Raw genomic sequence first — 24,123 nt, forward strand, 5'->3', positions numbered from 1 at the left:
GACACTAGCGGGTTCAAATTGGATTTTTTGACCAACCGAGTCTGCGGTTGCCTCGCAAGGTCTTGCTGGCTGTGGCAGCAGAAATTCTTGATTGCGATTTTTCCACGTAACCGGCTAGGCAGCTTTGGTCGGATGAGCCAAGCTTAAGTTTCTAGCCGGCATAGGGAATTGCGATTATGCGTGTCATCAATCTCAAGATTGAGAATTTCCGTGGTGTGAAATCAGCGGACCTCTGGTTTGAGGGACATACGTTGTTGGTAGGTGGGAACAACGTCGGTAAGAGCACGATCTGCGAGGCGCTGGACCTCGTTCTAAGCCCCGATAGGCTTTCGCGTTTCCCTCCAGTCCAGGAGTTCGATTTCTACAATGCCGAGTATCTTGAGGCCGATGGCGCGACCCCGATAAAAATCAGGGTTGAAGTGATGCTGGTAGATCTGAGTGGCGAGATTGAGCGCACCTGCGGGGCTCACACCGAGCTGTGGAACGTGCAGGAACACCGGCTGCTGGAGCCAGGTGAGGCGGATATGGCGAACCCTCCCGAAGTGGTCCGGTGCCTGAGGATTGAAACCCAAGCCATCTACAATCCAGAGGAGGATGAGTTCGAAGCTAACACGTTCTTTACGTACAGCCCCAGCTTGGACGAAGGCGAGCTTCAGCCCGTGAGAAAGCCAGTTAAGCGCTTGTTCGGGTTCCTCTATCTCAGAACCCTTCGGACAGGCTCGCGCGCGTTAAGCCTTGAGCGGGGCTCGTTGCTCGATCTCATTCTACGCCTGCAAGGTGTCCGAACCGGATTGTGGGAGAAGTCGATCAAGCGGCTTCGCGAACTCAATCCTCCGATCGATTCTGATGCTACCGATCTGCGCCCAGTGCTCGACTCCATCGAGGAAAGACTCACTCAATACATTTCCGTGGGCGGCGCTGGACAGGCCACTCAACTGTTCGTATCGCAGCTGACCCGTGAGCATCTGCGCAAGACGATGTCTTTCTTCCTTTCCATCACGGCGGATCAGAAACCTGTGCCGTTCCAGCATGTCGGCACCGGCACACTGAACACTCTTGTATTGGCGTTGCTGTCCTTCATTGCTGAGGTAAAAAAAGACAACGTCATTTTTGCGATGGAGGAGCCAGAGATAGCTCTCCCGCCCCACACACAGCGTCGCATTGCAAAGTACCTCCTAGAGGAAACAACCCAGTGCTTTGTGACTTCACATTCACCTTACGTGATCGAGAGGTTCGACCCATCCCAGATCATCATCCTGCGGCGTAATGGTGAAGCGACTGTTGAATCGACGACGGTTTCGGCAGGCACGACCCTTAAAGGGAAAATGTACAAGCGTCACGCCAGGAGGGGCTTGGCCGAGGCAATGCTTGGTCCAGGGGTGATCGTTGCTGAGGGCATTACCGAACACAGTGCGCTGTCCGCAGTAGCGGAGAAAATGGAGCAAGCTGACCCGGAACGGTTTGCCTTGGACTTGGCTGGCATCACCATCTTCCCGGTCGAAGGTGATGGCTCCCTCCCTAATTTCGGGGCTTTTTTTAAAGCCCTTGGGCTGCGGACCTACGCTTTCTACGACTTCAAACCTCGCAAGCCGGAGGAAAATCAGAAGTTCGCGGACGCGTTCGATGTGCCTTACGAAATACCTCAACCGAACATCGAGCAGTTGCTAGTGGAGCAGACGCCGGTAGACCATCAGTGGACCTTCCTCTGCGCGATACGAGCGTCTGGTGATCAAGGCAATCTAGGAATTCCTGCTGAGCGTCCGAGTGATGATGGCGTCAGGGCCAATATGTTGAAGGCTCTTAAAAGCAACAAAGGGAACGGGTATGCAGCGCGATTGATCGATCTGTGCTCGATTCACGAGCTGCCTCCAGGAATAACGCAGTTCCTTACGCGCGTGTACAACGACTTCCCGAAGCCTGGCCCGGTGGGGGTTCCCGGTGACAATCCGCCTGAGGAAGAAGGTGAAGAGGACGAAGAGGATCTGGTAGGCGCCCTATGATCATCTGTGAGCGGCGGCAGACGATTCTAGACGAGGACGGCCACCTTCTGATCGTCGGTGGGCCTGGCAGTGGAAAGACGACCGTTGCTCTCCAAAAGGCTACGAAAATCATCGGCGCTGGTTTACAGCCAGGTCAGTCGATTCTGTTTCTGAGCTTCTCAAGGGCGGCTGTAGCTCGGGTTGCACAGGCCTCGAATCTTCTGGTCGATAAAAGCGTACAATCGCAGCTGAGTCTGCAAACCTTTCACTCTTTTTGTTGGTCCTTGCTCAAGAGCCACGGATACCTGCTTGGGTCCCCCAAAGGCAAGCTCAAAATACTACTACCCCAGGATGAGAAGGCGTTATCAGGTGGGTTGAAGGCCCCAAAAAAGGGTGAGCCGGCAAGCGCGAATTGGCTAGCTTGGCAGGAAGAGCGGGAGCGACTGTTTGCAGAGGAGGGCAGGATCTGCTTTGACTGGTTTGCTCCCAAGTGCAGTGAGTTGCTTGAGCGATGCCAGTTGCTTCGGGAACTGGTAGCAAACACTCATCCGGTGATCATCGTCGATGAGGCACAGGATACTGGTGACGCAGCTTGGAGCTGTATCGAGAGGCTTGCCGGTCACTGCCAGATCATCTGCCTTGGCGATCTTGATCAGCAAATTTTCGATCATCTAGAGGGTGTTGGTCCAGAGCGAATCGACCATATCAAAGCAGTTCTCGCGCCTGTATTTATCGACCTTGGCTCCGACAACAACCGCAGCCCTGGGACTGAGATCACACTGTTCGGCAATGATATCTTGGCGAAGACGCCAAGGAGGGCACCATACGTCGGGGTTGGCCGCCAGATGTACGATCCTCGACATGATGCTGCTCAGTGGATGCGAGTAGCGCTCGCGCGTTTCTACCGGGGAGCTAAAGCTGAAGGTCTGCGGGTAGAGAATATGGCGATACTAGCGACCACCGGCAGTGGGGTTGCGAAGATCTCGGCAGCCCTCAACGGCGGAGCGACGCCCATACCTCACAAGGTTTTATTTGATGAGGCCTCGGTTCTGTTATCCGCTCGACTGGCGGCGTTTCTGCTAGAGCCTAAACTGCGCGACCAACGTGCGGCCGACGTGGCCACATGCTTACAACTGCTCGCTTCAGTACGAAGATCTGGCGGAAGCGCTACGGCACTCAAAGAGGCTGCCAACTATATGAAATGGGCCGCCACCATCGTTGCCGGCACGCCCGCAAAGACCAAGGTCGCCAAGAGTGCTGAAGCTCTCATAGAGGGCGCATCAGAGCTGGAGCTTACGGGAGATCCGGGCAGAGATTGGATTTTGGTGAAGACCCTTCTTTACCGAACCGGCGTGAATGAGTTTAAGCAGGTAGCGGGCGCACTCGACTATCTGATCGCTTTCAATCGCGGCAAGCGGATCAGTGCCGCTCTATCTGAGATGTGGATGAGTACTGGCGCATACACCACGGCACGCATCGGTTTGGACACGGCGCTGGTTCAAGATCAGTTGCTCGCAGGAGGAGATGACACGCAGGGCATTCACGTCATGACGATCCACAAATCGAAGGGGAAACAGTTCGATGCGGTGATCTTGGTCCGAGAGAGTATCAGGCAGGGGGCGAAGGAGTTTCGCTCGTCGCTGATCTGGCGCGACGATGTCGCTCCCTACGATCGAAGCCGGAAAATTCTGCGTGTGGGTATAACGCGTGCGAGGTGTTATGTATTGATGCTTGAACCCATTTTCCCGAGATGCCCGATCATGTCCGATCATCGGTTGTGATGACGTCTGGAAGGTGCTGGGGGTCTACAAGGGTTTGATGCTGCTCACCAGACCTGATGAGGCCGACGAACACGCCACTCCTGGGTTGATGGGGTCAAAAGCTGCATTCACCTACATCACGATGATGACCGTTTCAAACGGGGGCGATAACACGGGCGTCTACGTACCCCTGTTTGCTTCTGACCCCGGTGTGATTCCTACCTATTTCATCGTCTTTGCGTTAATGACAGCGCTGTGGTGCTTCCTTGGTCATGCCTTACTGAAATTGCCACCACTGGCTGCAAAGGTTGAACGCTATGGCCACTACGTGTTGCCTGCGGTGCTGATCGCAATCGGGTTAGAAATCCTGAGCGGTTTTTTGCCCATTGAGTATTGCAATTGCAATAAAGAGGGCCGCTTGGGATCCAGGCTGTGTGAAAACGTTCGGCGCGTTCCGACTGATTATAAAATGACCAGGATTTCGCGCTCCTGCGCGAAGTCTGGGTTAGCTGAATAGCCAAGCTTTTACAGACTCCACGTACGCTCGCGCTCTTCAGAGATTCGCTTGGGTTTTCACACAGCCCAGGTCGATAGCGGCCGTTGGCGACCGGCAGTCATCGATCGAAGCTGTCACTGAATTGCCATCCAGCCAAGCCTGTGCCCTAGCAGCGAAATTCTATCTATGCGGGAGCGGTGGTGCGATCCGACTTGTCCCCTACACGGACGTAGCCCGTGGCAGACCACTCGCTGGTCTACCGTGATCGTAATCGCTAACATACCTCTCTGCGGCCATGATTTGGCCACTATTCGCGCGCGCCAGAAAAGTACTGGAGCAGTGTTCGGGACCAATAACCTTCCAGAATGGACAAGGGAATGCAACAGGCGAATTTTCAGGTCGACCCAAGGCTAGCAACCCTGCTCGGGCAAGATTATTCAACCACCGAGAAAGCTCTCAAGGAACTGATCGACAATGCATGGGATGCTGATGCTGAGATCGTGACGATCGACTTGCCAGCGCCCCTGAGTGACGCCCCAATCGTTGTGCAGGACGATGGGAATGGTATGACGCGGCAAGAACTCGAATTTCAGTACATGAAAATCGCGTCAGATCGGCGCGTGAGGGCTGGTGGTCGCACGCCTAAGAAACGGCGGATGATCAAAGGCAAGAAGGGCATAGGGAAATTCGCCGGCTTGATGTGTGCTTCGACGATGACCTTGAGCACGAAAGCACGTGGAGTGCAAATAGCTTTCACGCTCAACGTGAAAGACCTCAACTCGGCCTCGGGTATTGAGAGCCTAGCATTGCCACTGGATGTCAGAGAATGTAGCACGGACGATCATGGCACCTCGGTGACGCTAACGCACTTACGCCAAGGCCTGCGATACCCTAATGCGGATAGGCTGCGTCAAGAACTGATCATGGAGTACGGGCAGCAAAAAGACTTCAAGATCATCATCAACGGCAAGCCTCTAGATATTGATGACCTCGACGGTGATTTCCAGGAGCTTTCAGCGACCTTACCTGACGCTGGTCCGGTTGTTCTGCGTTTCACCATCAGCAGCAAAAAAAGCGGGCTGCGTCGTCCTGGCATCACGCTGCTAGTGGATGGCAAGGCGGTTGGAAAACCTGGGTATTTCGGTCTTGAAAACAGCGATGAGGTCCCGACCCGTCTTTTGAAGAAGCTCTACGGAGAAATCGAAGCTAACGGCATCATGGAATATGTCACCGCAGGTTGGGATTCCGTGATTGAGAACAGCGAGGCCTACGTTCAGGTCATCACATATGTGCGGCAGTGTTTGCTTGACGCTCTGCGTGCGACGCACGGCATGGAGATGCGGCTGGCTCATGCTCGCTTGAAGAAGGCGATGGATCAACGGCTACAGAAGCTGCCACAGCACAAGCGCGAGTATGCTGATCGGGCTATCAAAAAAGTCCTGAAAAAGTACTACGACGAGCCAGCCCATAAGGTGCAGGCGCTCGCGCATGTGGTCTTGGAGGCGGTAGAGCGCAGTGAGTATCGCTTGATCATGGAGCATCTGGCAGAGGCGAACCGTGGTGACGTCAGTAACCTGGCTGATGCCCTAGAGCGTTTTGGTCTGGCTGATATGGCCATCCTTGTTGATCAAGCGAAAGCTCGCTTGCAGTTCCTCGATGAGCTAGAGCAGCTGATCAAGGACAAATCCTGCCTGGAAATTACTGTCCACCGAGCTATCGAATATAACCTCTGGATCCTCGGCGCTGCATTCACTGTGTTCAGCTCAAATACTACGCTTAAGCGTCAAGTCGAGGACCTGCTGAACCAAACCTATAACGGGCGCGATGCAGCTACCCGTCCAGACTTGCTGCTGAATGAGAGTTTAACGGGCGAGTTCCTGCTGATTGAGTTCAAACGGCCAGCACATCCACTTACCTATGATGACTATCAGCAGGCCACGCGCTATCGGCACCATTTAAGAGATTATTCGGCGAAACCGGTTAAGGTTTTAGTGATCGGTGGGAAAATTGGTGATTTCCCCGTGATTCAGATGGAGCCCGATGTGAAGCACCTTCTGTTCAGCGATATCATATCAACGGCACGCCGACAGATAGAGTGGCAATTGCAACGCGCTCATTAATTTGATCGCTATGTGATAGACATCCCGCTTCCATTCAGCTGTAATATTTTTAATAGGTCACAGTAGGGCTTAACCAGTATCACCTCGGGCTCAAGAAAGCAAAACGCCGAGAACGTACTGAAAAACTTATCGGAGGAGCAAGCTTTGGATGTAATATACCAAACCGGCCGAACCTGGAAGCAGTCGCCTTTGGCAATTGCTGGAGTACCTAATGCGCTAGTACTTTCCTATAATAACTGGGACGATTTTGGATTTGGCACCACCTTTAATTCTGCCGTTTTCAAAGATGGCATCTGCCTGTATGAGTTTGCGTTAAAAATTTTAGTGCCAGGAGTAAAGAATACCTACCAACACTTCAATGATTTGGTCAGCGCGGGTTGGAATGGGGTCTTCCCGCCACCTGGGACAAATTATGTGTCAATACCTAGCGACATTGTCCTATACGAGGTCCTCATTAGCGCGGTTGGCGTGGACGAGTCGAAGCGTATATTGGCACTCACTAGAGATGCAGGATTATTGCAGAGCAATAGTAACGCCGAAGACAGAGCCGCGCTTCAAGTTATCCTTCAATCTGAAGGCTGGTCCAATTCTCTTATGAGAGAAGCTGGTGCGAAAAAGGCCTTCCAAGATGGCTGGAGAGTGTTTGAGCATTCAGCGCCAAAAAAGATTAATGATTTTAGCCTGTACTTGCCCCGCCAGAACGGCACGATGCAGCCAATAGATTTTGCTTTTAACTCAACTGTACTTCCCTACGACATCAACGTATTAATTGGTCCGAATGGCGTTGGCAAGTCCTATAGTCTCAAGACCTTGGTGGAGTACTGGCTTGGCGTCGGGACCGGAGATCCATTGTCCCTAAACGGCTGGAAACCATTCAGTAATCACCCAAACATTTCAAAACTCATCCTGGTGTCGTATAGCCCATTTGAGGAGTTTACTCTAGACCTAGACGGTACGCAGCTTCAAGACAAAGATGCTTATCGATATTTCGGCTTTAGGCATCAGATCGAAGAGGAAGGGCGAAAGAGGATTGGTATCAACAGAAATTTGCCCTCGAAAGATTCCGTAGAGTCTTTAACCAAAGCATTTGAGGATGACGATGCTTTCGATTTCTTAGAGACCTGGATTGGGAAAGTCGACATCATATGCGAGATCCTTTCAGGAGCGATATCTTTCGACGAGCTTGCATTTGAGTTAGATGAAGGATTTTCCGCAAACCCATTCGAAACGATCCTGATACGTGAAATAGATGGTCGCAGATACATTATCCCGAAAACCTTCAGCCAAGTAGAGCGAGCATTGCCTAATATTCAGAAAACTGAAGGCGTAGTTTTCTTGAAAGAAGGGAGGCGCGTGTCATTAAGTTCGGGTCAAAGGCTTTTCTGCTACATAGTCATTAACGTAGTAGGGGAGATCAAGAAGGATTCAATGGTCATCATTGATGAACCCGAACTTTTTTTGCATCCGAAGCTGGAGGTAGAGTTCATCGGTCTTTTAAAGAAAATCAATCAAGCGTTCAACTCGTGCGCTGTGCTAGCTACCCACTCATTATCGATCGCCCGCGAAACCCCAGCCAAATGCGTACATGTATTTCGCAATCTCACGGACGGATTGGATATCGTGCATCCTCCATTCGAAACGTTCGGTGGCGATATGCAAAGAATTTCTACATACGTATTTGGTGATGACTCGTTTTCTAAGCCTTTCGAAACCTGGCTGACCGCTAAATTGGATGCGCTTGACGACCCCCGGCAGCTAATCGCCGCATTGGGTAAAGAGGTCAATGAAGAATTGGTTGTCAAGATACTAAATTATGAGGGCACTCATGGTCGCCAGAATTCCAATTCCTAATACAGACTCGCTCGCAGTCATCTCTCGTCTTGCTGATGAGCGAAGAAGTTACAAGGACTTTTATAATTTGCTAAAGCCGGACTGGCTACTGGTTTCAGAAATTTACATCTCTAGCGGCGGATGTCCGATGACAGCTAGCCCTTTAAATTTGAGAAACTACACAAGTTCTCAGGAGGAGGCCGACGCAAGGAAAGTTTCTTTAGTAAATCTCTACTCTCCAGAAGAAACGCAGTTTCAATATAGCTTGTTGTCGTCGCTACGGCGAGATCACGGCCTGATCTTCTGCCCGTGCTGCGGATCACATACCGTACCCGGCACCTTAGATCATTACTTGCCCAAGACATCTTTCCCAGAATTCGCAGTTCTTCTAGCGAATTTGACCCCTATGTGCAGTACATGCCAGGAGGAAAAAGGCACTAGCTACTTAACAGAGGGTGGTAGCAAGAAGTTTATTCATAGCTACTTCGACAATATCGATTTCAGCTTTTACAAAGTAAAATTTGAAGGGGATTTTTCAAGCCCTACGTTTGTGTTCGAGTTTGAGGAAGATATACCTTTAGCCTTTGTGTCGCTTGTAAAGGAACACGCATCCGGCGTAAATATCCAGAAGCGCTTCTTAAGTTACTGCACGACCAAGTATACGCACCTTCTTAAAATTGCTCACGACCTTCGACAAGGAGGGCAGGAGAGCCAGCTTAGGATGTTTATCAGCATGTTTTTATTTGCAGCGTAACAAAACTCAGTAAATTGCTGGGAGGCAGTATTTTACCGGTCAGTCTTAGGCTCTGAGGAACTGCTGGATTATCTGTGCAACGGAGAGCTGCCCATCGGACTATAAGATGCCTAATGATTTCTAGTACTTTCCAGTTGGCGCACACTATTTTCTATTGAGGTTTTTATGGAGCCAAATTTTTCTGGCGCATACATCTACAGCTTAGATCCTTGGGATCAAACAACTGTGTATAGAGTTCGCAATATAAATAAAGACATTATCACGTTAGAGTCATTTAACGAATTGTTCGGCAAGGATAACAGTAGGACAATTCCACGTAGTGAGCAACATGCCCTGTGGCCTTATCCGTTTGTGCTTTTTAAAACGAATAAGGAAGAGCGACTTGCGGAGTCCATGAGCATGGTCGGAGACTTGGTTTGCGCTCTTTTAGCAAAACACAAAAATCTTCCGCTGGGTAGTGTTGTTGAAGAAATTATTGCAAGGAAAGAAAAGTATAAATTCAAAGACGAGCATGCGCCATGGATCTTGCGCTGCCTAGTTGCTTCAAACAAAATTCAAGTTCTTCAAAAAGGCACGAAGGTTACGCTATCGTTTTCACCAACCCAAGCAGCACGTGAGAAACAACGGCAGTTCTCTGCCACGATTGCGTCCGAGCTAGCGTCATTGAGTGAGCGCGTCAGATGCATTATAAGCCACGGACCTACAGTCGGAACATATCGCGAGAACCTCCTGCAAAACGTGCTAAAAAAACATCTTCCGGAGCGCTACCACATCGCAACAGGCTTCATATATGGTCTATCCAAGCAAATAGACATATTGATTTACGACCGAATAGACTACGCTCCAATTTTTCGGGAGGGAGACTTGGTAATTGTTCCGCCCGAAGCGGTGCGCGCCGTTATTGAGGTAAAAACAAATCTGACAACAAAAAGCCTCCACTCAGCTCTTGAGCTTATAGGCTTGGCTTCATATTTTGATGACAACGAACCTCCTTTCTTCAAAGGTATTTTTTCCTTTGAAAGCTCATTAAAGAGTGAGGCGATCTATAAAATAATCTCTGATTTTTATACGGATATAAACTCCCAAATGGAAGGAGGTCCAGGAGAGGTTATTCATCACCCATTCCATCATCTAACATGTGCGTGCGTCATCGGAAAAGCATTTGCGTACACTCAGTATGTACGTAATGACAGGAAGCGACTTGTTCCCGTATTGTATTCAAAAAATAGCGTAACAGAGCTAGAAAGCCAATGCAGTTTATTTATGCAGAGCCTGTTGGCACACTTGAAATTTGGAGGAATGAAGCCATTTAAGATTGACTATCTAACGCGCATGCTCGGCGAAGACACGCTCAGTAAGCGCGTGAAAGATCTGAGGGATGGCGATGATAGCTGGGGAGCATACTTTGCATATGACGAGGGTGATGCAGAGCAACATGCAGTAGAACAGATGGAGAACATCATACTTGGGGCGCAACAATGGTTAAACGGAGAAGATAATTTTTCCGGCTTTTAGGAAAGATTTCGTTTCTACTGCTCTGAACTGAAGGGAAAAGTTACGTAGCTTTTAGCGTTGAGCAAGCTAGAGGCAGCTTACTTCAGCTTTAGATGCTTAACCGAATGCGCTCGCTGCTCGTCCAGGGAGTTGTAGTAGGTGTTCTGCGTAGTGCTCAGGCTGTTGTGACGCAAGTCCGCCTGGAGGTCCTTCATTTCTCGAAACGGTGCGTCGAATGTCGCGGAGGTGTGACGCAACCAGTGCAGCGAGGCGGAGCGCAGGTTGTCGATCTCGTCCTCATGGCGTCTCTCAGCCGTCATTTTAAACAGCGCTCGATCAAAGACCTGCTGAAGCAGCAGGCGTAGGTGGCGACTGGACAAGCCACTGCGGCCGTGCAGCGTGGACAGCAGCGGATGGGTTTCATGGGGTGAGGGCAGGGGAGACAGCCCCAGGTGCCGGCGGTAGCGCGTCAAGTAGCACTCCACATATTCGTCGCGAACGCTGATCTTCGCCGCCTTGTTGCCCTTTCCGATGACATGGAACCACCAGTTGCCGTTGCTATCCCGGCGAAAGTCGCCCATGGTCGGCTGCCAGTTATCCCGGCCCACCAGATCAGACACGCGAAGGTACATGGCGAAGAGCGACGCCAGTACGAACAAGGTGCGTTCGTGGACCGGATCCTCCTCGGCCAATTCTTCCGCCGTCTCGATCACATAGTCCCATTGCAGGCGGGTGAGGGCGCGGCCGGACACTTCCTGGGTGTTGCGCTGCTTATAGATACCTTTCTGTTTGACGGCGCGGAACGGATTCGCCTCGGTCAAACCCTCATCCATCGCATACTGATAGAAGTTGCCGCAGACGGCAAACACTTGCGCCACCGAGCCCTGGGCCATTTTGTATCGGCGCCGTCCCGGCACTGCGGGTTCGTCCAGGTGTTTGTCACGCTTGGGCGCGGTCTGGCTGAACGGGCGCCAGGCGGGATTGACCTGGTAAGTGTCGTCGTGGCTTTTCAGCCGGCCGCCGATTCGCAGGAATCGCGACTTCACCATGGGACCCACCCAGGATGGTGCAGGCTTGAGACAGAACTCCATAAAGGCTTCGGCATCGCTGCGCCGCAGGGCCAGCAGCGGTTTTTCAGCCACCAGCAGCGACCAGAGCAGCAAACGCTCGACATGCGTGCGGTAAGAGTTGAAGGTGGCTTCATTCCCGGCGTAGGACTTCAGAAAGCCGCGCGCCGCGACATAGCCCTCGGCCGCATTGAGCGACTCGGGGAAGGTCGCTAGGTAGTCTCGCACCGTCGGCTGTTCTTCGGTCAGCTGCTGGAAGTTCAGTTCCAGGAAGCGCCGGTAACTTTCGAAGAGCGGATGTGGTGACGATGACATGGGACAACCTGAACAAAGGATGGCGCTGAGGAATTTGCAATATCCGGGTCTGGAAGTTATCGGATATTGGGGGGAGTGCAAAGGTCACTTTCTTGACAAGCCACACCTATAACTCAACTAAATGGATATTTAGTGTAGTTAACACTAAGACTTACCAGAGTGCAAGTTGGCGAAGGGTAGCAGATGACCAACTCAATGCAAGCTTCTACTGCTGAACGGCCAGCGCACTATTTAATATCGCCAAAAAGATAAAAGCTGTCACAGCAAAATAAAACACTACTCCTTACAGTCGCAAAGCCATGCGTGCAGAGGAGCAGAGCAGTTCAAGCATCTCACGGGATCACTGCACAAGGCCGTCTGACGGGTAACAACGGCTCTGTATCGGTTAAAAGTCGCTGTTCGCTAGGTCCACTGGGCAATGGTCGCGGACCGCATCGGATTTGACATTTTCGGAGCTGGTCGAGTGCCAAGGTTAAAAATTTTTCTAACATTGCCCCATGTTTTCGCGCGTTACCCAGAATACTGACTTAGACGCCTTACTGACGATTGCAGCCAGATATTAGAGGCCGCTATTTCCGATAACTCCCTCTATTTTTAAGCGTTGTGCCGCGTTTTAGGACGAGAAAATCATATGTTTAATAACGTCAGCACCAGCTTTTCTCCTGACGCGCCAGTTACATTCACGCTTGGCTTACAAATTTCGATGAGCGACTGAGTGATCCTGAGGTTCTTTTCGACTATCCAGAACGCGAGCGTACCAATTGGACGACGCGAAATTTTCTGGAGGTTGACCCAGATTCCCAGGTTTACAGCGTTTTTCGAAGCTATGGGACACGAGTACTGTAAACCCAGAGAACCATTTCTTTCCGTAACCCATTAAATCTTCGCGTATTCCGAGGGATTCCCAGGTTTCAAAATTTCTAGTGCCGCAGTTTCGCAATCGTCACACGAGGCCAGGGGCCTGGCTTCAAATCTGCCCACCCACGCCGCGGCATCTCCATACAAAGATGCGCATAATGCATATTATGTTAAATCCACTGGATTGCTAAATATCAGGATGATGTCACCAGTACCCGAAAACCATAATTTGTGCGAATTGACCATACACTAGGCGATTCAAGCATTTGCACTACACAGCTCAGGTACCTTCTCAGCTTCAGGAGCCCCGCCATCCCTGAATGCCTGCCTTGAAAACCATAATGCTGCTGCCTTGGATCGACCTCTAGAATCTCAATCACTCACTCCGTCTGTGACCCCTGACTGTCGACTGATGCAGTGATGAGTAAGCGATGTTTGCATTTTAGACCTACCACGCTAGGTGTGTTGCTCCCACGACGATCGGCAAAATCCCGCAACGGTCTCAATCAACCTACGCGCCTTCACGCTGGGTCAGCCACTGCATCGATTCTTGGCCGTCTACACTTCCTTCCTAGAGTCTGCCGCCAAAAGCAAACGACCAGAAATACGCTATTACTCGGGCGTTGAGCGCGAGCTCCAAGGTTGCCATCTTGTGTGAGCGACTGACGTGCCATATGCCAAGGCCAAGGATCAGAGTCTGAGCCAAAGCCGGATAACTACCGGCTGAGGAACGCTTAACCATGCCACCATCAGCAAAGACAGAAGCCAAGCCCGTTATCCTGTCCTCAAATCCGTTGGCGGACGCAAATGCCTGTCAGTTAAGCTTTACTGGGGCTGCTTTGCAGCCCTTCGCGGGCACGCCCGCTCCCACACGTTTGCTGCTGAACTCAAGAAATGCGCGATCCCCTGTGGGAGCGGGCGTGCCCGCGAAGGGTCGCAAAGCGGCCCCAAATTACTTAACGGAATGGCATTAGGCTCAGCCCTCCCGTATTGACCCCTTCAGAACGTGGCTGTGCCCCAACGAACGAGGCGCTGACAGGCAAGATTACCCTGGCTGCGGCTTTATTCCATAGCTACCGTTCAACGTGTAATGGATTTGCAGCTATTCAGATAGTTACAAGCCATGAGCGCACCGATTATGGCGTGCATGGAGGCCACTCCTCTCATGCGATCCATTTCAAAAGGTGAGGCTATTTCACTTCATTAGCGAAGCGGCCAACAGCCTCCACGACTTGCTTTGCCCCCTGTTGGATCTCGAGGATAACAGTACCCGCCTGATTGGCCAGTACCAGGCCTTCCTCGGCTTTCGCCCGACTGCTGAACATCTCGGCGACGGCTTCAGTAGCGAGCGCCTGGTTTTGCTGAACAACGTTCATAATCTCTTCGGTCGCTAAGCTCGTATGGCCTGCGAGTTTTCGGACTTCATCAGCAACCACAGCGAAGCCCCGCCCCTGTTCTCCGGCACGTGCTGCTTCAATCGCCGCATTCAAGGCAAGAAGGTTGGTCTGCGACGCAATGCCACCAATGGTCTGAACGATTGAACTGATCAATGCAGATTGCTTGCCAAGCGCCTCGATGCTGTCGGTTGCTAGCTTCATTTGCTCAGCGATACTCCGCATGGTATCTACCGTTCGGGTTACCACGACAGCGCCGTGTTCGGCACTAGAGTCCGTTCGTTGCGACACATCAAATGCAACGCCAGCGGCATCTTTAACCTCTTGTTCTCGAGCTACCTGGTCGGTGACGACACTCGCAAATTTCACGACTTTGGCTAAGTTACCTTCAGTGTCATGCACCGGGTTATAGGTGGCCTCTAACCAAATATCGTTCCCACGCCCGTCCACTCGCTTGAACCGATTCGCCACATATTCCCCACGGTTAAGCGTCTTCCAGAAATTGACGTACTCATCGGATCCCGCTTCTTGTGCCGAACAGAACAAGCGATGATGTTTGCCTACGATCTGGCCCAGTGAGTAGCCCATGGCATCCAGGAACTGTTTGTTCGCCGTGATCACGGTGCCATCCAATCTAAACTCAATGACAGCCGTTGACCTCACCAGCGCTTCAATCAAAGCCTGGTTCTCCTTGGACTCCTCAACGGTACGAGTGATCTCACTGCCGTAGCCCTGAACATGAGCCAAGCTCCCGTCCTGGTTTCGAATGGGAAGCCAGTAGATTTTCAACCATGCAAGAGTACCGTCAGCCCGCAGGTAGCGGTACTCGTCACTGACGGGCTCGAACCGGGCCACAGCTTGATTGAACGCGTGGAAGCAAGGAAGATTTTTGACGTAAGGCGGAACAATCTCCGAAAGCGGACGGTCATGCAGGTGATCGCCTGAATACCCCAAGGTTTCTAAGAAAAAACGATTGACTGCACAGATCCGAAACTGAGCATCAAGTCTTATGGAAAGCATCCCTCTGTCCATTTGCTCGACCTGCTGACGTAGCAGATGGAGCTCCGCACTCTGCTCCTGCAGCGTTTTCTTGAGTTTGCGGTTGAACAATTTTTTCGCTCCACGTGCGCTGAATAAGCAATTATCGACAAAGGCCACTATTTCTTGAGTCGCCAGTCAATTTTTAATTGAGTTGGGATTCGCCGGGCGCGATTGACCCCTGCTGGCAGCATTCGGCTAACCTCACCGCCGGCGCTTGATCTGAATAAGCGTGCGCGCGACGGCGCTGCAATCGACAGCGCATGGGGGCTACTTGCGCCGGGCTTGCTGGCGTAGTTGCTGCAGCTCGGTTTGAGCCTGGGCCGCCCGTTTGTCAACCGCCAGCAGCTGTGCACCGAGTTTGACCTTTATCAATCGCGCTCGAAGACACAAGGGTAGAAACAAAGACTCATGGTACTTGCCCCCTCACCTATCCGCTACCAGAGCCGATGCGGTACGCCTGAACAAGCTGGGTGCCGTAGTACTTCCTGGCCAAGGTGCCTGCCATGCTCGGTGTGACACTGATCAACATGCTGGTGGTGATCCTGGTGGTGATCATTCATTACGAATGCCTCCTGCGCCTCAATGACTGGCTCCCTCGGCTCAAACTCTGGAGCCGCTTTCGCATCGTGGCAGGTGTATTCGGCGCACTGCTGGCCCACGCTGTGGAAGTGTGGTGCTTTGCCCTGGCCTATTACCTGATGGCCCACGCCCCAGGCTGGGGCACGCTCAGCGGCAATTTCGACGGGAGTTTCCTCGACTGCGTGTATTTCTCCTTCACCACCTATACCACCATAGGTTTCGGTGACATCGCGCCAACCGGCCACCTGAAGTACCTCACCGGCCTGCAGGCTCTGACGGGCCTGGTGCTGATCACCTGGACCGCGTCTTTCCTGTTCCTGGAAATGCAGAAGTACTGGAAGCCCAAGTAGGCTGGGTCAGGCACCTGGAAGTCAGTGCGCAACTTCAGGCAGGTGTTGGCCATGTTCGATGAGGTCGGGCTTGTGCCTTTGCATCATTGCCCAAGTGAAGCAATTGACAAGTGTCAAGTCAGCGCAAGCCTTGCTGCCGACACTGTACTTCCTTGTTCACTAGACCCAGAGGACATTGCCATGACGCCCGCCGAGACTTCCCGTATGCACATAACCCCTATGTTCCCCAAGCCTTCGGGGGAATACTGGATCGAAGCCCTGGACAACGGCGTTCACGTGCTGATCAGGCCCTTGCAGCCCCAGGACCGTGAACGCGAAAAAGCCTTCATTGAACGGCTATCCCCTGAATCAAGGCATTTGCGCTTCCTGTGCCAGGTCAGGGAACCCGGTGAAGCCATGCTCGACCAGCTCATGAAGGTCGACCAGGATCGCCAGGCGGCCTACGTCGCCCTCGCCCATGTGGATGGTGAATTGCAGGAGGTGGGCATTTCCCGCTACGCCACCGCTAGTGGCAAGGACGAATGCGAATGTGCCGTTACCGTCATGGACTGCTGGCAGCACCAAGGCCTGGGGCGCCTGCTGCTCAAGCACCTGATTGATCATGCCCGGGCCAAGGGCTTGCGGGCGATGTATTCGGTCGACGCGGCCGCCAACCATGCGATGCGCGACCTGGCCAAGGCGGCGGGGTTCACCACTGCCGCTGACCCGGATGATCCCAGTCAGGTCATTCACCGGCTCTCCCTGATCTGACCCTGGGCCGCCGTACCCTCACGGCTCAAGGTGCGGCGGCTCAACTACGGGAGTTACCCCATCAACGGCCCTTCAAAAAAGACGCCTCATCAAACAGCACGGCTTCGACATCGCCGTCGCCGCCCAGGCCGAGTGGCGGGGGGGCCGGCATGTGGATCGGTACGCCCGGGGTTTCAAGGCGTGACAGCGCGCCCCTTATCGGGCACCAGGTCGAACTGCGCGAGGCAACGCTGCTCATCCGCGGGGGGCAGCGCCTTCAGGCCGCTCACTTCCTGCAGCGGCGTGTCGAACAGGGCCAGGCGCAGCACCCCGTTGCGCTCCAGAAAGGACTCACCTCCCGCACCCGGCTAGCGCACCGGGTCGATGGCGACGGTTTCCTGATACTCCGGCACGAAGACCTGCCAGCCGAGTTCGAGGTGGATGCGCCGCCGCAAAGTGTCGGCAGCGTGCGGCTCGCCATGAATGACATAGGTCTGCCGCGGCGGCCGGGTAAAACCGCGCAACCACTCCATGATTTCGTCGGCGTCGGCGTGCGCGGAGAGGTTCTCCATGGCGTGCACCTGGGCCCTTATCGGCACATCTTCGCCGTGCAGTCGCACGCTGTGGGCACCGGCGACGATATCGGCCCCCCGCGTGCCTCCAGCATGAAAGCCCGAGAACAGGATGCTGTTGCGTGGATTGGGGGCCAGTGCCTTCAGGTGGTGCAGCACCCGGCCACCGGTGGCCATACCGCTGGCGGCAATGATCACCGCGGGTTCGCGTAGCTGGTCCAAGTGCCTGGACTCATCCACCGTGCGCACGATATGCGTGCCTTGGCACATGCCGGCGCACTCGGCTGCAGTCAGCCGGTGTTCGCTGCGGTACTGCTGGTAGAGGGCGGTGGCGTCGGTGGCCATCGGGCTGTTCAGGTAGACGGGGATATCCGGAATCAGCCGGTCGCGCTTGAGCGTGTACAGGTAATACATCAGCAGCTGGGCGCGGCCAACGGCAAACGATGGTACCAGGGTGATGCCATGGCGCAGCAATGTTTCATTGATGACCGTGGCCAGATACTGTGCAGTCGATTCGTTTGGGTGCTGGCGATCACCGTACGTCGACTCTATCAGCAGCACGTCGGCGGTCCTGACCAGCTCAGGCGCACGCATGATCGGGTCCTGAGGGCGCCCCAGATCCCCCGAGAACAGCACGGTTTGGCCTTCGGCAGTGATCTGCACCGTCGCTGCGCCGAGGATATGCCCGGCGGTGCGCATCAACAGCTCCATGCCATTGGCGATCGGCACTGGATGATGCAGCTCCACGGGCTGCAACAGGGCCAGGGCCTGCCTGGCGTCCTGCTCGGTATAGAGCGGTCGCGCTGGCGTGTGCTTGGAGTAGCCATGGCGATTGGCATGCTCGGCTTGCTCTTCCTGCAGGCGCGCACTGTCCAGCAACAGGATCTGCGCCAGGGCACAGGTAGCCGGGGTGGCGTAGATCGGCCCGCGGTAGCCCTCTCGCACCAGTACCGGGAGATAGCCACTATGGTCGAGATGGGCATGGGTCAGCACCACTGCGTCGAGGGCACGCAGGGCCGGCGACAGCGGCTCCCAGTTGCGCAGGCGCAGTTGCTTGAAACCCTGGAACAGCCCGCAGTCGATAAGTACCCGTGAGTTGTCGCAGGTCAGCAGGAATTTGCTACCGGTCACGGTCCCCGTGCCGCCAAGAAAGGTGAGTTGCATGGTTCAAGGCTCCCACTGCTCGGCGACATCGGGGTGGACCGCAAGCACGCTGCAGGGTGGGTGGCTGACAATCCGCTCGGTGGTATCGCCCAACAGCTTTGCCAGCCCTTTGGGCTGCACGACCCCCATCACCAGCGCATCGATACCCAGCGCAACCACCTGTTCACGGATGACCTGCACCGGGCCGCCTTCCATGAAATGCCTGCACTCCGGCGCGACGCCCTCAGCGTCGGCCAAGGCCTCGAAGGGTTCCTGCTGCGCTCCACGCATCTCTTCGAGCCAGGCTTGGGTAACATTCATGTCCGCGGCAAACACCCCGGCCAGGTGGTAGGCGGACAACAGGTGCAACGACGCGTCGCACTGCACCGCCAATGCCTGGGCGGCGCGGATGAGCCCACGGTTGAAGGGTTCCTGTACCGCAGGCACCTGGCTGAACGTGGTATCCACGCAAACCAGAATCCGTCGCGGCAGCGTAACGGCGTTCAACGGCACGAAGTGGGTGATGACCTTCAAGCTGCGCATCAAGGCACAGTCCAGCGGCGTGCCGAACAGCCGCGCCAGGGCCGAGGTATTCTCGCTGTCCTTGAGCACCATGTCGGGCTGCAGTTCGCTTATGTAGTCAATGGCCATGCTACGGATATCGTCGGCGTTCAGGCTATCGACCGTCAGCGTGATGCCACTGCCACGATGATGCGCGACCAGGCTCTGCAGCTTGACTCGATAGTGTTCGTATTGGCGCTTGATGTCGGCCTCGCTAAGGCGCTCCTCGCGCAACAGGTGCTCCTCGGTCGGCTCGAACAGACCCAGCACATGCACGCTGGCGCCACTGAGGTGCGCCAGGGCCAACGCCCTGCGCAACGCCGCTGAATGCGTATCGACCTCGGTGAGCAGCACCAGCAGTTTTCGGTATTGACCCATGATGAACCTCCGAGCTTGCGCCACTGGGGGGATACAGGCGATGTTCCCCGCCCAACCGCGCTGGCGCTTGATGCAGGTCAGAAAACCGCCACCAGCGTTGAATTTGACCATTGTCAGAATCGAACCGGTTGGCCACGTTAAAACGGCTGCACCCGTTACCGATCAGGCCATCGGGAGGCAGCATGAACGGGCAGCAGAATCGTCCATGAACTGGACTTCAGCGCTGGAGCCAAAAGGCCCTGGCGGGCCTTGTACGGTTACCCCTGGAAATGCGGTGCTCTGCATGCTCCGGCATTTTGGGGAGGGGCGATTGGCGAAGTTGAGCCCGGCCCGTTCCGCCCTGGCTCAGGCAATCGGATAACGCTTGAACAGATCTGTCTGCTCCAGGCGGGCCGCATGGGCATTGAGGGCCGGGAAATCGCTCGCCTTGACTACGTCGGGCAGCATCGACTGCATGAACGACCAGGCCACTGCACTGGTGACCCCGGCCTGGTCCGGGCGCAGGCCGTGCGACGCCTGCGCCGCCCACTGCTTATCCAACTCAGTGCACGCCGCCAGCAGCTGACGGGTGACGCGTTCAACCCAGGGCTGATGAACCTTTTCCGCCGGTCGAAGCTTATGTTCATAGACGATCTGCACCGTCTTCTCGCATGCCGCCAACGCCAGCCCCACTCTACTCAGAGCGCTGGCCAACGCCTGCGGTTGGCTTGGCAATAACTTGCTCTGGGGTGTGCTGAGGCTCTCGAAATAATCGATGATCAGCGTCGAGTCCATCAGTACGCAGCCGTCATCGAGCAGCAGAGTCGGCGCTTTGACCACCGGATTGACCCTGGAAAACGCTTCGAACGTGCTAAACACCGACAGTGGGTCATGTTCAAACTCAATACCCAGAAGGTCCAGGGAAATAGCTACCCGGCGAACGTAAGGTGAATCCAGCATCCCAATGAGTTTCATCGATAGTCTCCTTGATTGATGGTGACCGCTAATACCGTTATCCGACGTTTGAGCAGCCGAGGCAGCGGCCATGTGAACGAATGAGCTGCGGCACATCATCTATGGCGCCGGCCGGCTTTCCAGCCGAAGACTTTACCGTCCCTTACATTAATGAGAGCCTTGCCACTTATAAATCAGTTTTTTTTTCCGCTATGTGTAAGAGTCGCTTACATGTCGAATCTTCCCCCGATCACCTGCCTACGCTGCTTCGAGTCGGTTGCGAGGCTGGGCAGCGTAACCGCAGCCGCCAAGGAACTGCACGTCACCCACTCAGCCATCAGCCAGCAAATCAAGGTGTTGGAACACATGATCGGCGTCACCCTGTTCGTCCGTGAGGGGCGGGGCCTGCGGGTGAGTGAAGACGGAAGACTGTATGCGTTGCAGATTCGCGAATCCTTGGGCGCAATCGCCGAAGCCACGCGGCTGATCAAGACACAACCGAAATCAACGGAACTGGTGGTCGCCGTTCTCCCTTCATTCGGTTTCAGCTGGTTGTTGCCCCGTTTGCCACGTTTCCAGCAATTACAGCCGCATATCAGCGTCCGGCTGCAGGCCAGTCTCGCGCTATCTAACCTGGCGCGGGAATCTGTCGACGTCGGGATCCGCATGGGCAAGGGCGACTGGGAGGGGGTGGAGCAGCACTTGCTCTTTCATGACGAGACGCTGGTGGTTGCCGCCCCGCACTTCAACGGTGGGGTGCACCCTCAGACCCCTGAAGAGATCATCGGCAGCAACATAATTTTCAACATGGAATCTTGGCAACCTTGGTGTCAAGCCGCTGGGCTGGATAGGGAAGTGCCGCGCATCGGCCTGTGCAGCAACGACTCCAACTTGGTACTCCAAGCCGTACGTTTGGGCCAGGGGATCGCCCTGGAGCGCCGCAGCCTTGTGCACGACGCCATGCAACGAGGGGAGTTGGTTCAACTCTCCCCCGTGATCGCGCCCTATCCCTACCCCTATTGGCTGGTATTGCCCAACCGTGAGCGTTCGGAAACAAAGCAGCAAGTGTTCTCGAGTTGGCTGAAACACGAGGTCGCTGAATATCTGAACGAACAGGATCATGGCAGCAAGCAGCATCGACCAGCCCACCTCACCCGCCCTGCCGAGCGCGATGCAAGCCTTTAAACCTTGACCGGCGTTCTGGTTTTCCAGAGTGACAGCAACACGCCGCCAATCAGCAGGCCAATTGTAACGCTTAAAGAAATTTCGGCAGGCACCTTGCCAACAATGTCGTGCAGGAATATTTTCGCGCCTATGAAAACCAGTACCAGCGCCAAGGCGTATTTGAGATAGGCGAAGCGGCTTATCATCGCAGCCAATGCAAAATACAGTGCGCGCAAACCGAGTATTGCGAAAATGTTCGACGTATAGACAATGAAGGGGTCCTGCGTGATGGCAAAGATCGCTGGCACACTGTCAACAGCGAACACCAAGTCGGCGCACTCAATCAGAATCAACGCGAGAAACAGCGGCGTCACCCATAATACCCGCCTGCCGGAGGCATCAGGTACACGAACAAGGAAGTGCTGACCGTGCAACTCGTTAGTCACACGTAGATGACTGCGTAGGTATTTGACGAAGCGATTGTTTTCCAGGTCGGGCTCATGGTCCACGCGAGCGAACAGCATTTTCACACCCGTGAATACCAGGAAGGCGCCGAAGCAGTAGAGAATCCAACTGAACTGCGTAATCAGCGCGGCGCCCAGGCCTATCATGATGGCCCTCAATACAATGACACCCATGATCCCCCAGAACAGCACTCTGTGCTGAAATTCTCTGGGAATGGCAAGAAAACTGAAAATGAGGGCAATAACGAACACGTTGTCCATGGACAACGACTTCTCGATCAGAAAGCCAGTCACATAGTCCATGCTTGCGTCGCTGCCTTTCTGGAAATACACCCAGACAGCGAACAGCAGGCCCATGCTGATGTAGCCAGCTGACAGGAGCAGGCTTTCCTTGACACCGATTTCTCGATTCCCACGATGGAGAACCCCTAGGTCAAGCGCCAGCAGCGTCAACACGACAGCGAAGAATGAAAGCCACAGCCAGAGATCAGTGCCAAGCACGTCTTGGGAGAGATACGTATTAAGGGCGGACATGAGCCCCTCCTATTTAGTCGTAGTTTAACAACTATGACTCCGACATGGCGGCTACTTACCGTCAGAGGGGCCCGGCGTCACACCATCAGATTTTATCCAGCGCGAAAATGTTGCAAGGGGGAAAATTTTGCTATTTGTTTCTTCTGTGACTTCAGTTTCCGAACGCCATGACGATGGCACTCAATACCAGACACAAGCTCGCCACGACCGTCAAACGTACCCGCATAGGCATATACCAGCCGGGCATGAAGTTGGCCAGTTTACGGTCTTGCCAAAGGTGCACGGTAAATCCTAAAGCCAGTACCCAACAGCCCCATGACACCGGTAACAACATGGCAACCCAGCCGATCAGGGCTGGCATGACACTCCACACAAGCCGCTGTTGTCGCTCAATAGCAGGCAAGGCCGGCAACGTCATCGCGAAGCCCCAATGCAGGGCTCCGACAAAACTCAGTATCACGGCCCCATAGCCAACCAACGCTTCAGCCAGGTTGTCTCGATACTCACCGCCAAAAAAAACCAGCAGTGCCAGGCCCAGAAATGGCAGCAAGCCACCGTAGCCCAAGATTGTAAAGCGGCTCGGAGATAACGTATCGAACACTGTACCCATGGGTGCGCCCTCCTCCACGGCTCAAAACGAAAGTTCAGCTGTGTCGGCCAATCAGCGTGAGGAATTCATGCCGCGTCGTCGGGGAGTCTCTGAATTCGCCTAGCATGACCGAGGAAATCATCACCGAGTTCTGCTTTTCTACACCACGCATCATCATGCACATGTGCTTGGCTTCGATAACCACCCCAACCCCTGCCGCATCGGTCACTTCCTGCATGGCACAGGCAATCTGCCTGGTCAGGTTTTCCTGAATCTGCAAACGGCGGGCAAACATGTCCACCAAGCGCGCTACTTTGGAAAGCCCTAGTACTCGCCCTGTTGGCAGGTACGCGACATGAGCCTTCCCAATAAACGGCAACATGTGGTGCTCGCATAACGAGTACAGTTCAATGTCGCGAACGACAACCATCTCGTCATTCTGGCTTTCGAACAGCGCCCCGTTGACGATTTCACCCAAGCTCTGGGTATAGCCATTGCATAGGTATTGCATCGCTTTGGCAGCACGCTGAGGCGTATCCAGGAGCCCTTCGCGCTGCGGGTTTTCACCCACGCCAACAAGGATTTCACGGTAGTTTTCGGCTAGCGAATGTGACATTTGGAGGCCTCACCTTTGCAACGTTGCCCGCCATCGGGATGGGGTAACCAGGCCAGACTTGGCCTCAAGCGACAGAACAATTTGTAAAAAACCGAAAGCACTGGACGCAACGGGCGCCACGCCAAGGGTGCTGCCCAAAGACCCAAACCAGCAGCACGCCAGGCCCACAGGGTCGCGTCCAAGCCGGTGACCCACTGCCCGTTCGCGAACCTTGCGTGCAAACAGGACCGTAGTTCCTCAATCGTCAGGCCCAGCGGTGTGGGATCGAACTCATCGCTGTCGATATCGACCAGGATGAGCTTTGCTGCCGTGCAACGCCTGCGCAGAAATGCGACCTCCCTTGCACACAATGGGCAGGCCCCGTCAAAGTAAAGTGTCAGAGGCCACTCGCAATACATGTACA

The 24,123-nt window shown here is 54.2% G+C and carries 20 protein-coding genes and 1 pseudogene; 10 read left to right on the forward strand and 11 right to left on the reverse strand.

Annotated elements, in window-relative coordinates; translation table 11 throughout:
* Positions 1-176: 176 nt before the first annotated feature.
* From GEV39_RS11970 to GEV39_RS12000, 7 genes are all read left to right on the forward strand, one after another.
* A complete protein-coding gene (locus GEV39_RS11970) occupies positions 177-2,000 on the forward strand; it encodes an ATP-dependent nuclease (RefSeq protein ID WP_173889209.1) in 1,824 nt (607 codons plus the stop codon).
* Positions 1,997-3,760: a UvrD-helicase domain-containing protein gene (locus GEV39_RS11975; RefSeq protein ID WP_173889211.1), complete on the forward strand. Its 1,764-nt coding sequence runs from the start codon at positions 1,997-1,999 to the stop codon at positions 3,758-3,760. Before GEV39_RS11970 ends, GEV39_RS11975 begins: the two co-directional genes overlap by 4 nt.
* Before the next feature lie 37 nt (positions 3,761-3,797).
* Positions 3,798-4,256 (forward strand): cadmium resistance transporter, encoded by a 459-nt coding sequence (locus GEV39_RS11980; RefSeq protein ID WP_173889213.1) that lies wholly within the window; start codon positions 3,798-3,800, stop codon positions 4,254-4,256.
* Positions 4,257-4,612: 356 nt separating this feature from the next.
* Positions 4,613-6,355, forward strand: a complete 1,743-nt coding sequence (locus tag GEV39_RS11985) for an ATP-binding protein (RefSeq protein ID WP_173889215.1) — start codon at positions 4,613-4,615, stop codon at positions 6,353-6,355.
* Between the two features lie 144 nt (positions 6,356-6,499).
* Complete coding sequence (locus GEV39_RS11990; RefSeq protein ID WP_173889217.1) at positions 6,500-8,206, forward strand: ATP-binding protein; 1,707 nt, start codon at positions 6,500-6,502, stop codon at positions 8,204-8,206.
* Positions 8,181-8,939 carry a hypothetical protein gene (locus GEV39_RS11995; RefSeq protein WP_173889218.1) on the forward strand — a complete coding sequence of 253 codons (759 nt, stop codon included), beginning with the start codon at positions 8,181-8,183 and terminating at the stop codon, positions 8,937-8,939. The genes GEV39_RS11990 and GEV39_RS11995 overlap by 26 nt, the downstream gene beginning before the upstream one ends.
* A gap of 165 nt (positions 8,940-9,104) precedes the next feature.
* Positions 9,105-10,454, forward strand: coding sequence for a DUF6602 domain-containing protein (locus tag GEV39_RS12000; protein ID WP_173889220.1), 1,350 nt, complete (start codon positions 9,105-9,107; stop codon positions 10,452-10,454).
* A 77-nt stretch (positions 10,455-10,531) separates the two neighbouring features.
* Here the strand turns inward: GEV39_RS12000 and GEV39_RS12005 are convergent, their stop codons facing one another.
* The 3 genes and pseudogenes from GEV39_RS12005 to GEV39_RS26530 form a co-directional block, all read right to left on the reverse strand.
* Positions 10,532-11,815, reverse strand: a complete 1,284-nt coding sequence (locus tag GEV39_RS12005; RefSeq protein ID WP_173889222.1) for a tyrosine-type recombinase/integrase — start codon at positions 11,813-11,815, stop codon at positions 10,532-10,534.
* 2,048 nt (positions 11,816-13,863) lie between these two features.
* Entirely contained in the window at positions 13,864-14,358 is a 495-nt protein-coding gene (locus GEV39_RS26525) for a methyl-accepting chemotaxis protein (RefSeq protein WP_502708016.1), read from the reverse strand.
* A 42-nt stretch (positions 14,359-14,400) separates the two neighbouring features.
* A pseudogene (locus GEV39_RS26530) lies at positions 14,401-15,225 on the reverse strand (PAS domain-containing protein); the annotation flags it as partial.
* Positions 15,226-15,611: 386 nt separating this feature from the next.
* Here GEV39_RS26530 and GEV39_RS12015 point away from each other — a divergent pair.
* Together GEV39_RS12015 and GEV39_RS12020 are read left to right on the forward strand one after the other, a co-directional pair.
* On the forward strand, positions 15,612-16,037 hold the full coding sequence (locus GEV39_RS12015; protein WP_173889225.1) for a potassium channel family protein: 426 nt from the start codon (positions 15,612-15,614) through the stop codon (positions 16,035-16,037).
* A gap of 180 nt (positions 16,038-16,217) precedes the next feature.
* Positions 16,218-16,787, forward strand: a complete 570-nt coding sequence (locus GEV39_RS12020) for a GNAT family N-acetyltransferase (protein ID WP_173889227.1) — start codon at positions 16,218-16,220, stop codon at positions 16,785-16,787.
* A 173-nt stretch (positions 16,788-16,960) separates the two neighbouring features.
* Here the strand turns inward: GEV39_RS12020 and GEV39_RS26355 are convergent, their stop codons facing one another.
* The 4 genes from GEV39_RS26355 to GEV39_RS12035 all read right to left on the reverse strand — a co-directional run bounded on the left by GEV39_RS26355 (position 16,961) and on the right by GEV39_RS12035 (position 20,374).
* On the reverse strand, positions 16,961-17,095 hold the full coding sequence (locus tag GEV39_RS26355) for a hypothetical protein (RefSeq protein WP_283246108.1): 135 nt from the start codon (positions 17,093-17,095) through the stop codon (positions 16,961-16,963).
* Positions 17,096-17,134: 39 nt separating this feature from the next.
* Positions 17,135-18,502: an MBL fold metallo-hydrolase RNA specificity domain-containing protein gene (locus GEV39_RS12025; protein ID WP_173889229.1), complete on the reverse strand. Its 1,368-nt coding sequence runs from the start codon at positions 18,500-18,502 to the stop codon at positions 17,135-17,137.
* Positions 18,503-18,505: 3 nt separating this feature from the next.
* The gene (locus GEV39_RS12030; protein WP_173889231.1) at positions 18,506-19,420 is read right to left on the reverse strand and encodes a universal stress protein; all 915 of its coding nucleotides are present in this window, start codon (positions 19,418-19,420) and stop codon (positions 18,506-18,508) included.
* Positions 19,421-19,765: 345 nt separating this feature from the next.
* Positions 19,766-20,374: a glutathione S-transferase gene (locus GEV39_RS12035; RefSeq protein WP_173889233.1), complete on the reverse strand. Its 609-nt coding sequence runs from the start codon at positions 20,372-20,374 to the stop codon at positions 19,766-19,768.
* 210 nt (positions 20,375-20,584) lie between these two features.
* Between GEV39_RS12035 and GEV39_RS12040 the strand changes: the two genes are divergently transcribed.
* A complete protein-coding gene (locus tag GEV39_RS12040; RefSeq protein WP_173889235.1) occupies positions 20,585-21,538 on the forward strand; it encodes a LysR substrate-binding domain-containing protein in 954 nt (317 codons plus the stop codon).
* Here the strand turns inward: GEV39_RS12040 and GEV39_RS12045 are convergent.
* The 4 genes from GEV39_RS12045 to GEV39_RS12060 all read right to left on the reverse strand — a co-directional run bounded on the left by GEV39_RS12045 (position 21,535) and on the right by GEV39_RS12060 (position 24,118).
* Positions 21,535-22,515, reverse strand: a complete 981-nt coding sequence (locus GEV39_RS12045; protein WP_173889237.1) for a TerC family protein — start codon at positions 22,513-22,515, stop codon at positions 21,535-21,537. The two genes, GEV39_RS12040 and GEV39_RS12045, sit on opposite strands and share 4 nt — an antisense overlap.
* A 151-nt stretch (positions 22,516-22,666) precedes the next feature.
* Positions 22,667-23,125, reverse strand: coding sequence for a DUF3429 domain-containing protein (locus GEV39_RS12050; RefSeq protein WP_173889239.1), 459 nt, complete (start codon positions 23,123-23,125; stop codon positions 22,667-22,669).
* Positions 23,126-23,159: 34 nt separating this feature from the next.
* Positions 23,160-23,720: a GTP cyclohydrolase I FolE gene (gene folE / locus GEV39_RS12055; protein ID WP_173889241.1), complete on the reverse strand. Its 561-nt coding sequence runs from the start codon at positions 23,718-23,720 to the stop codon at positions 23,160-23,162.
* A complete protein-coding gene (locus GEV39_RS12060) occupies positions 23,705-24,118 on the reverse strand; it encodes a thiol-disulfide oxidoreductase DCC family protein (protein WP_173891696.1) in 414 nt (137 codons plus the stop codon). Before GEV39_RS12060 ends, folE begins: the two co-directional genes overlap by 16 nt.
* Between the last annotated feature and the right edge of the window lie 5 nt (positions 24,119-24,123).

Origin of the sequence: Pseudomonas sp. NY5710, assembly GCF_013305665.1 — a bacterium.
GTDB lineage: Bacteria > Pseudomonadota > Gammaproteobacteria > Pseudomonadales > Pseudomonadaceae > Aquipseudomonas > Aquipseudomonas juntendi.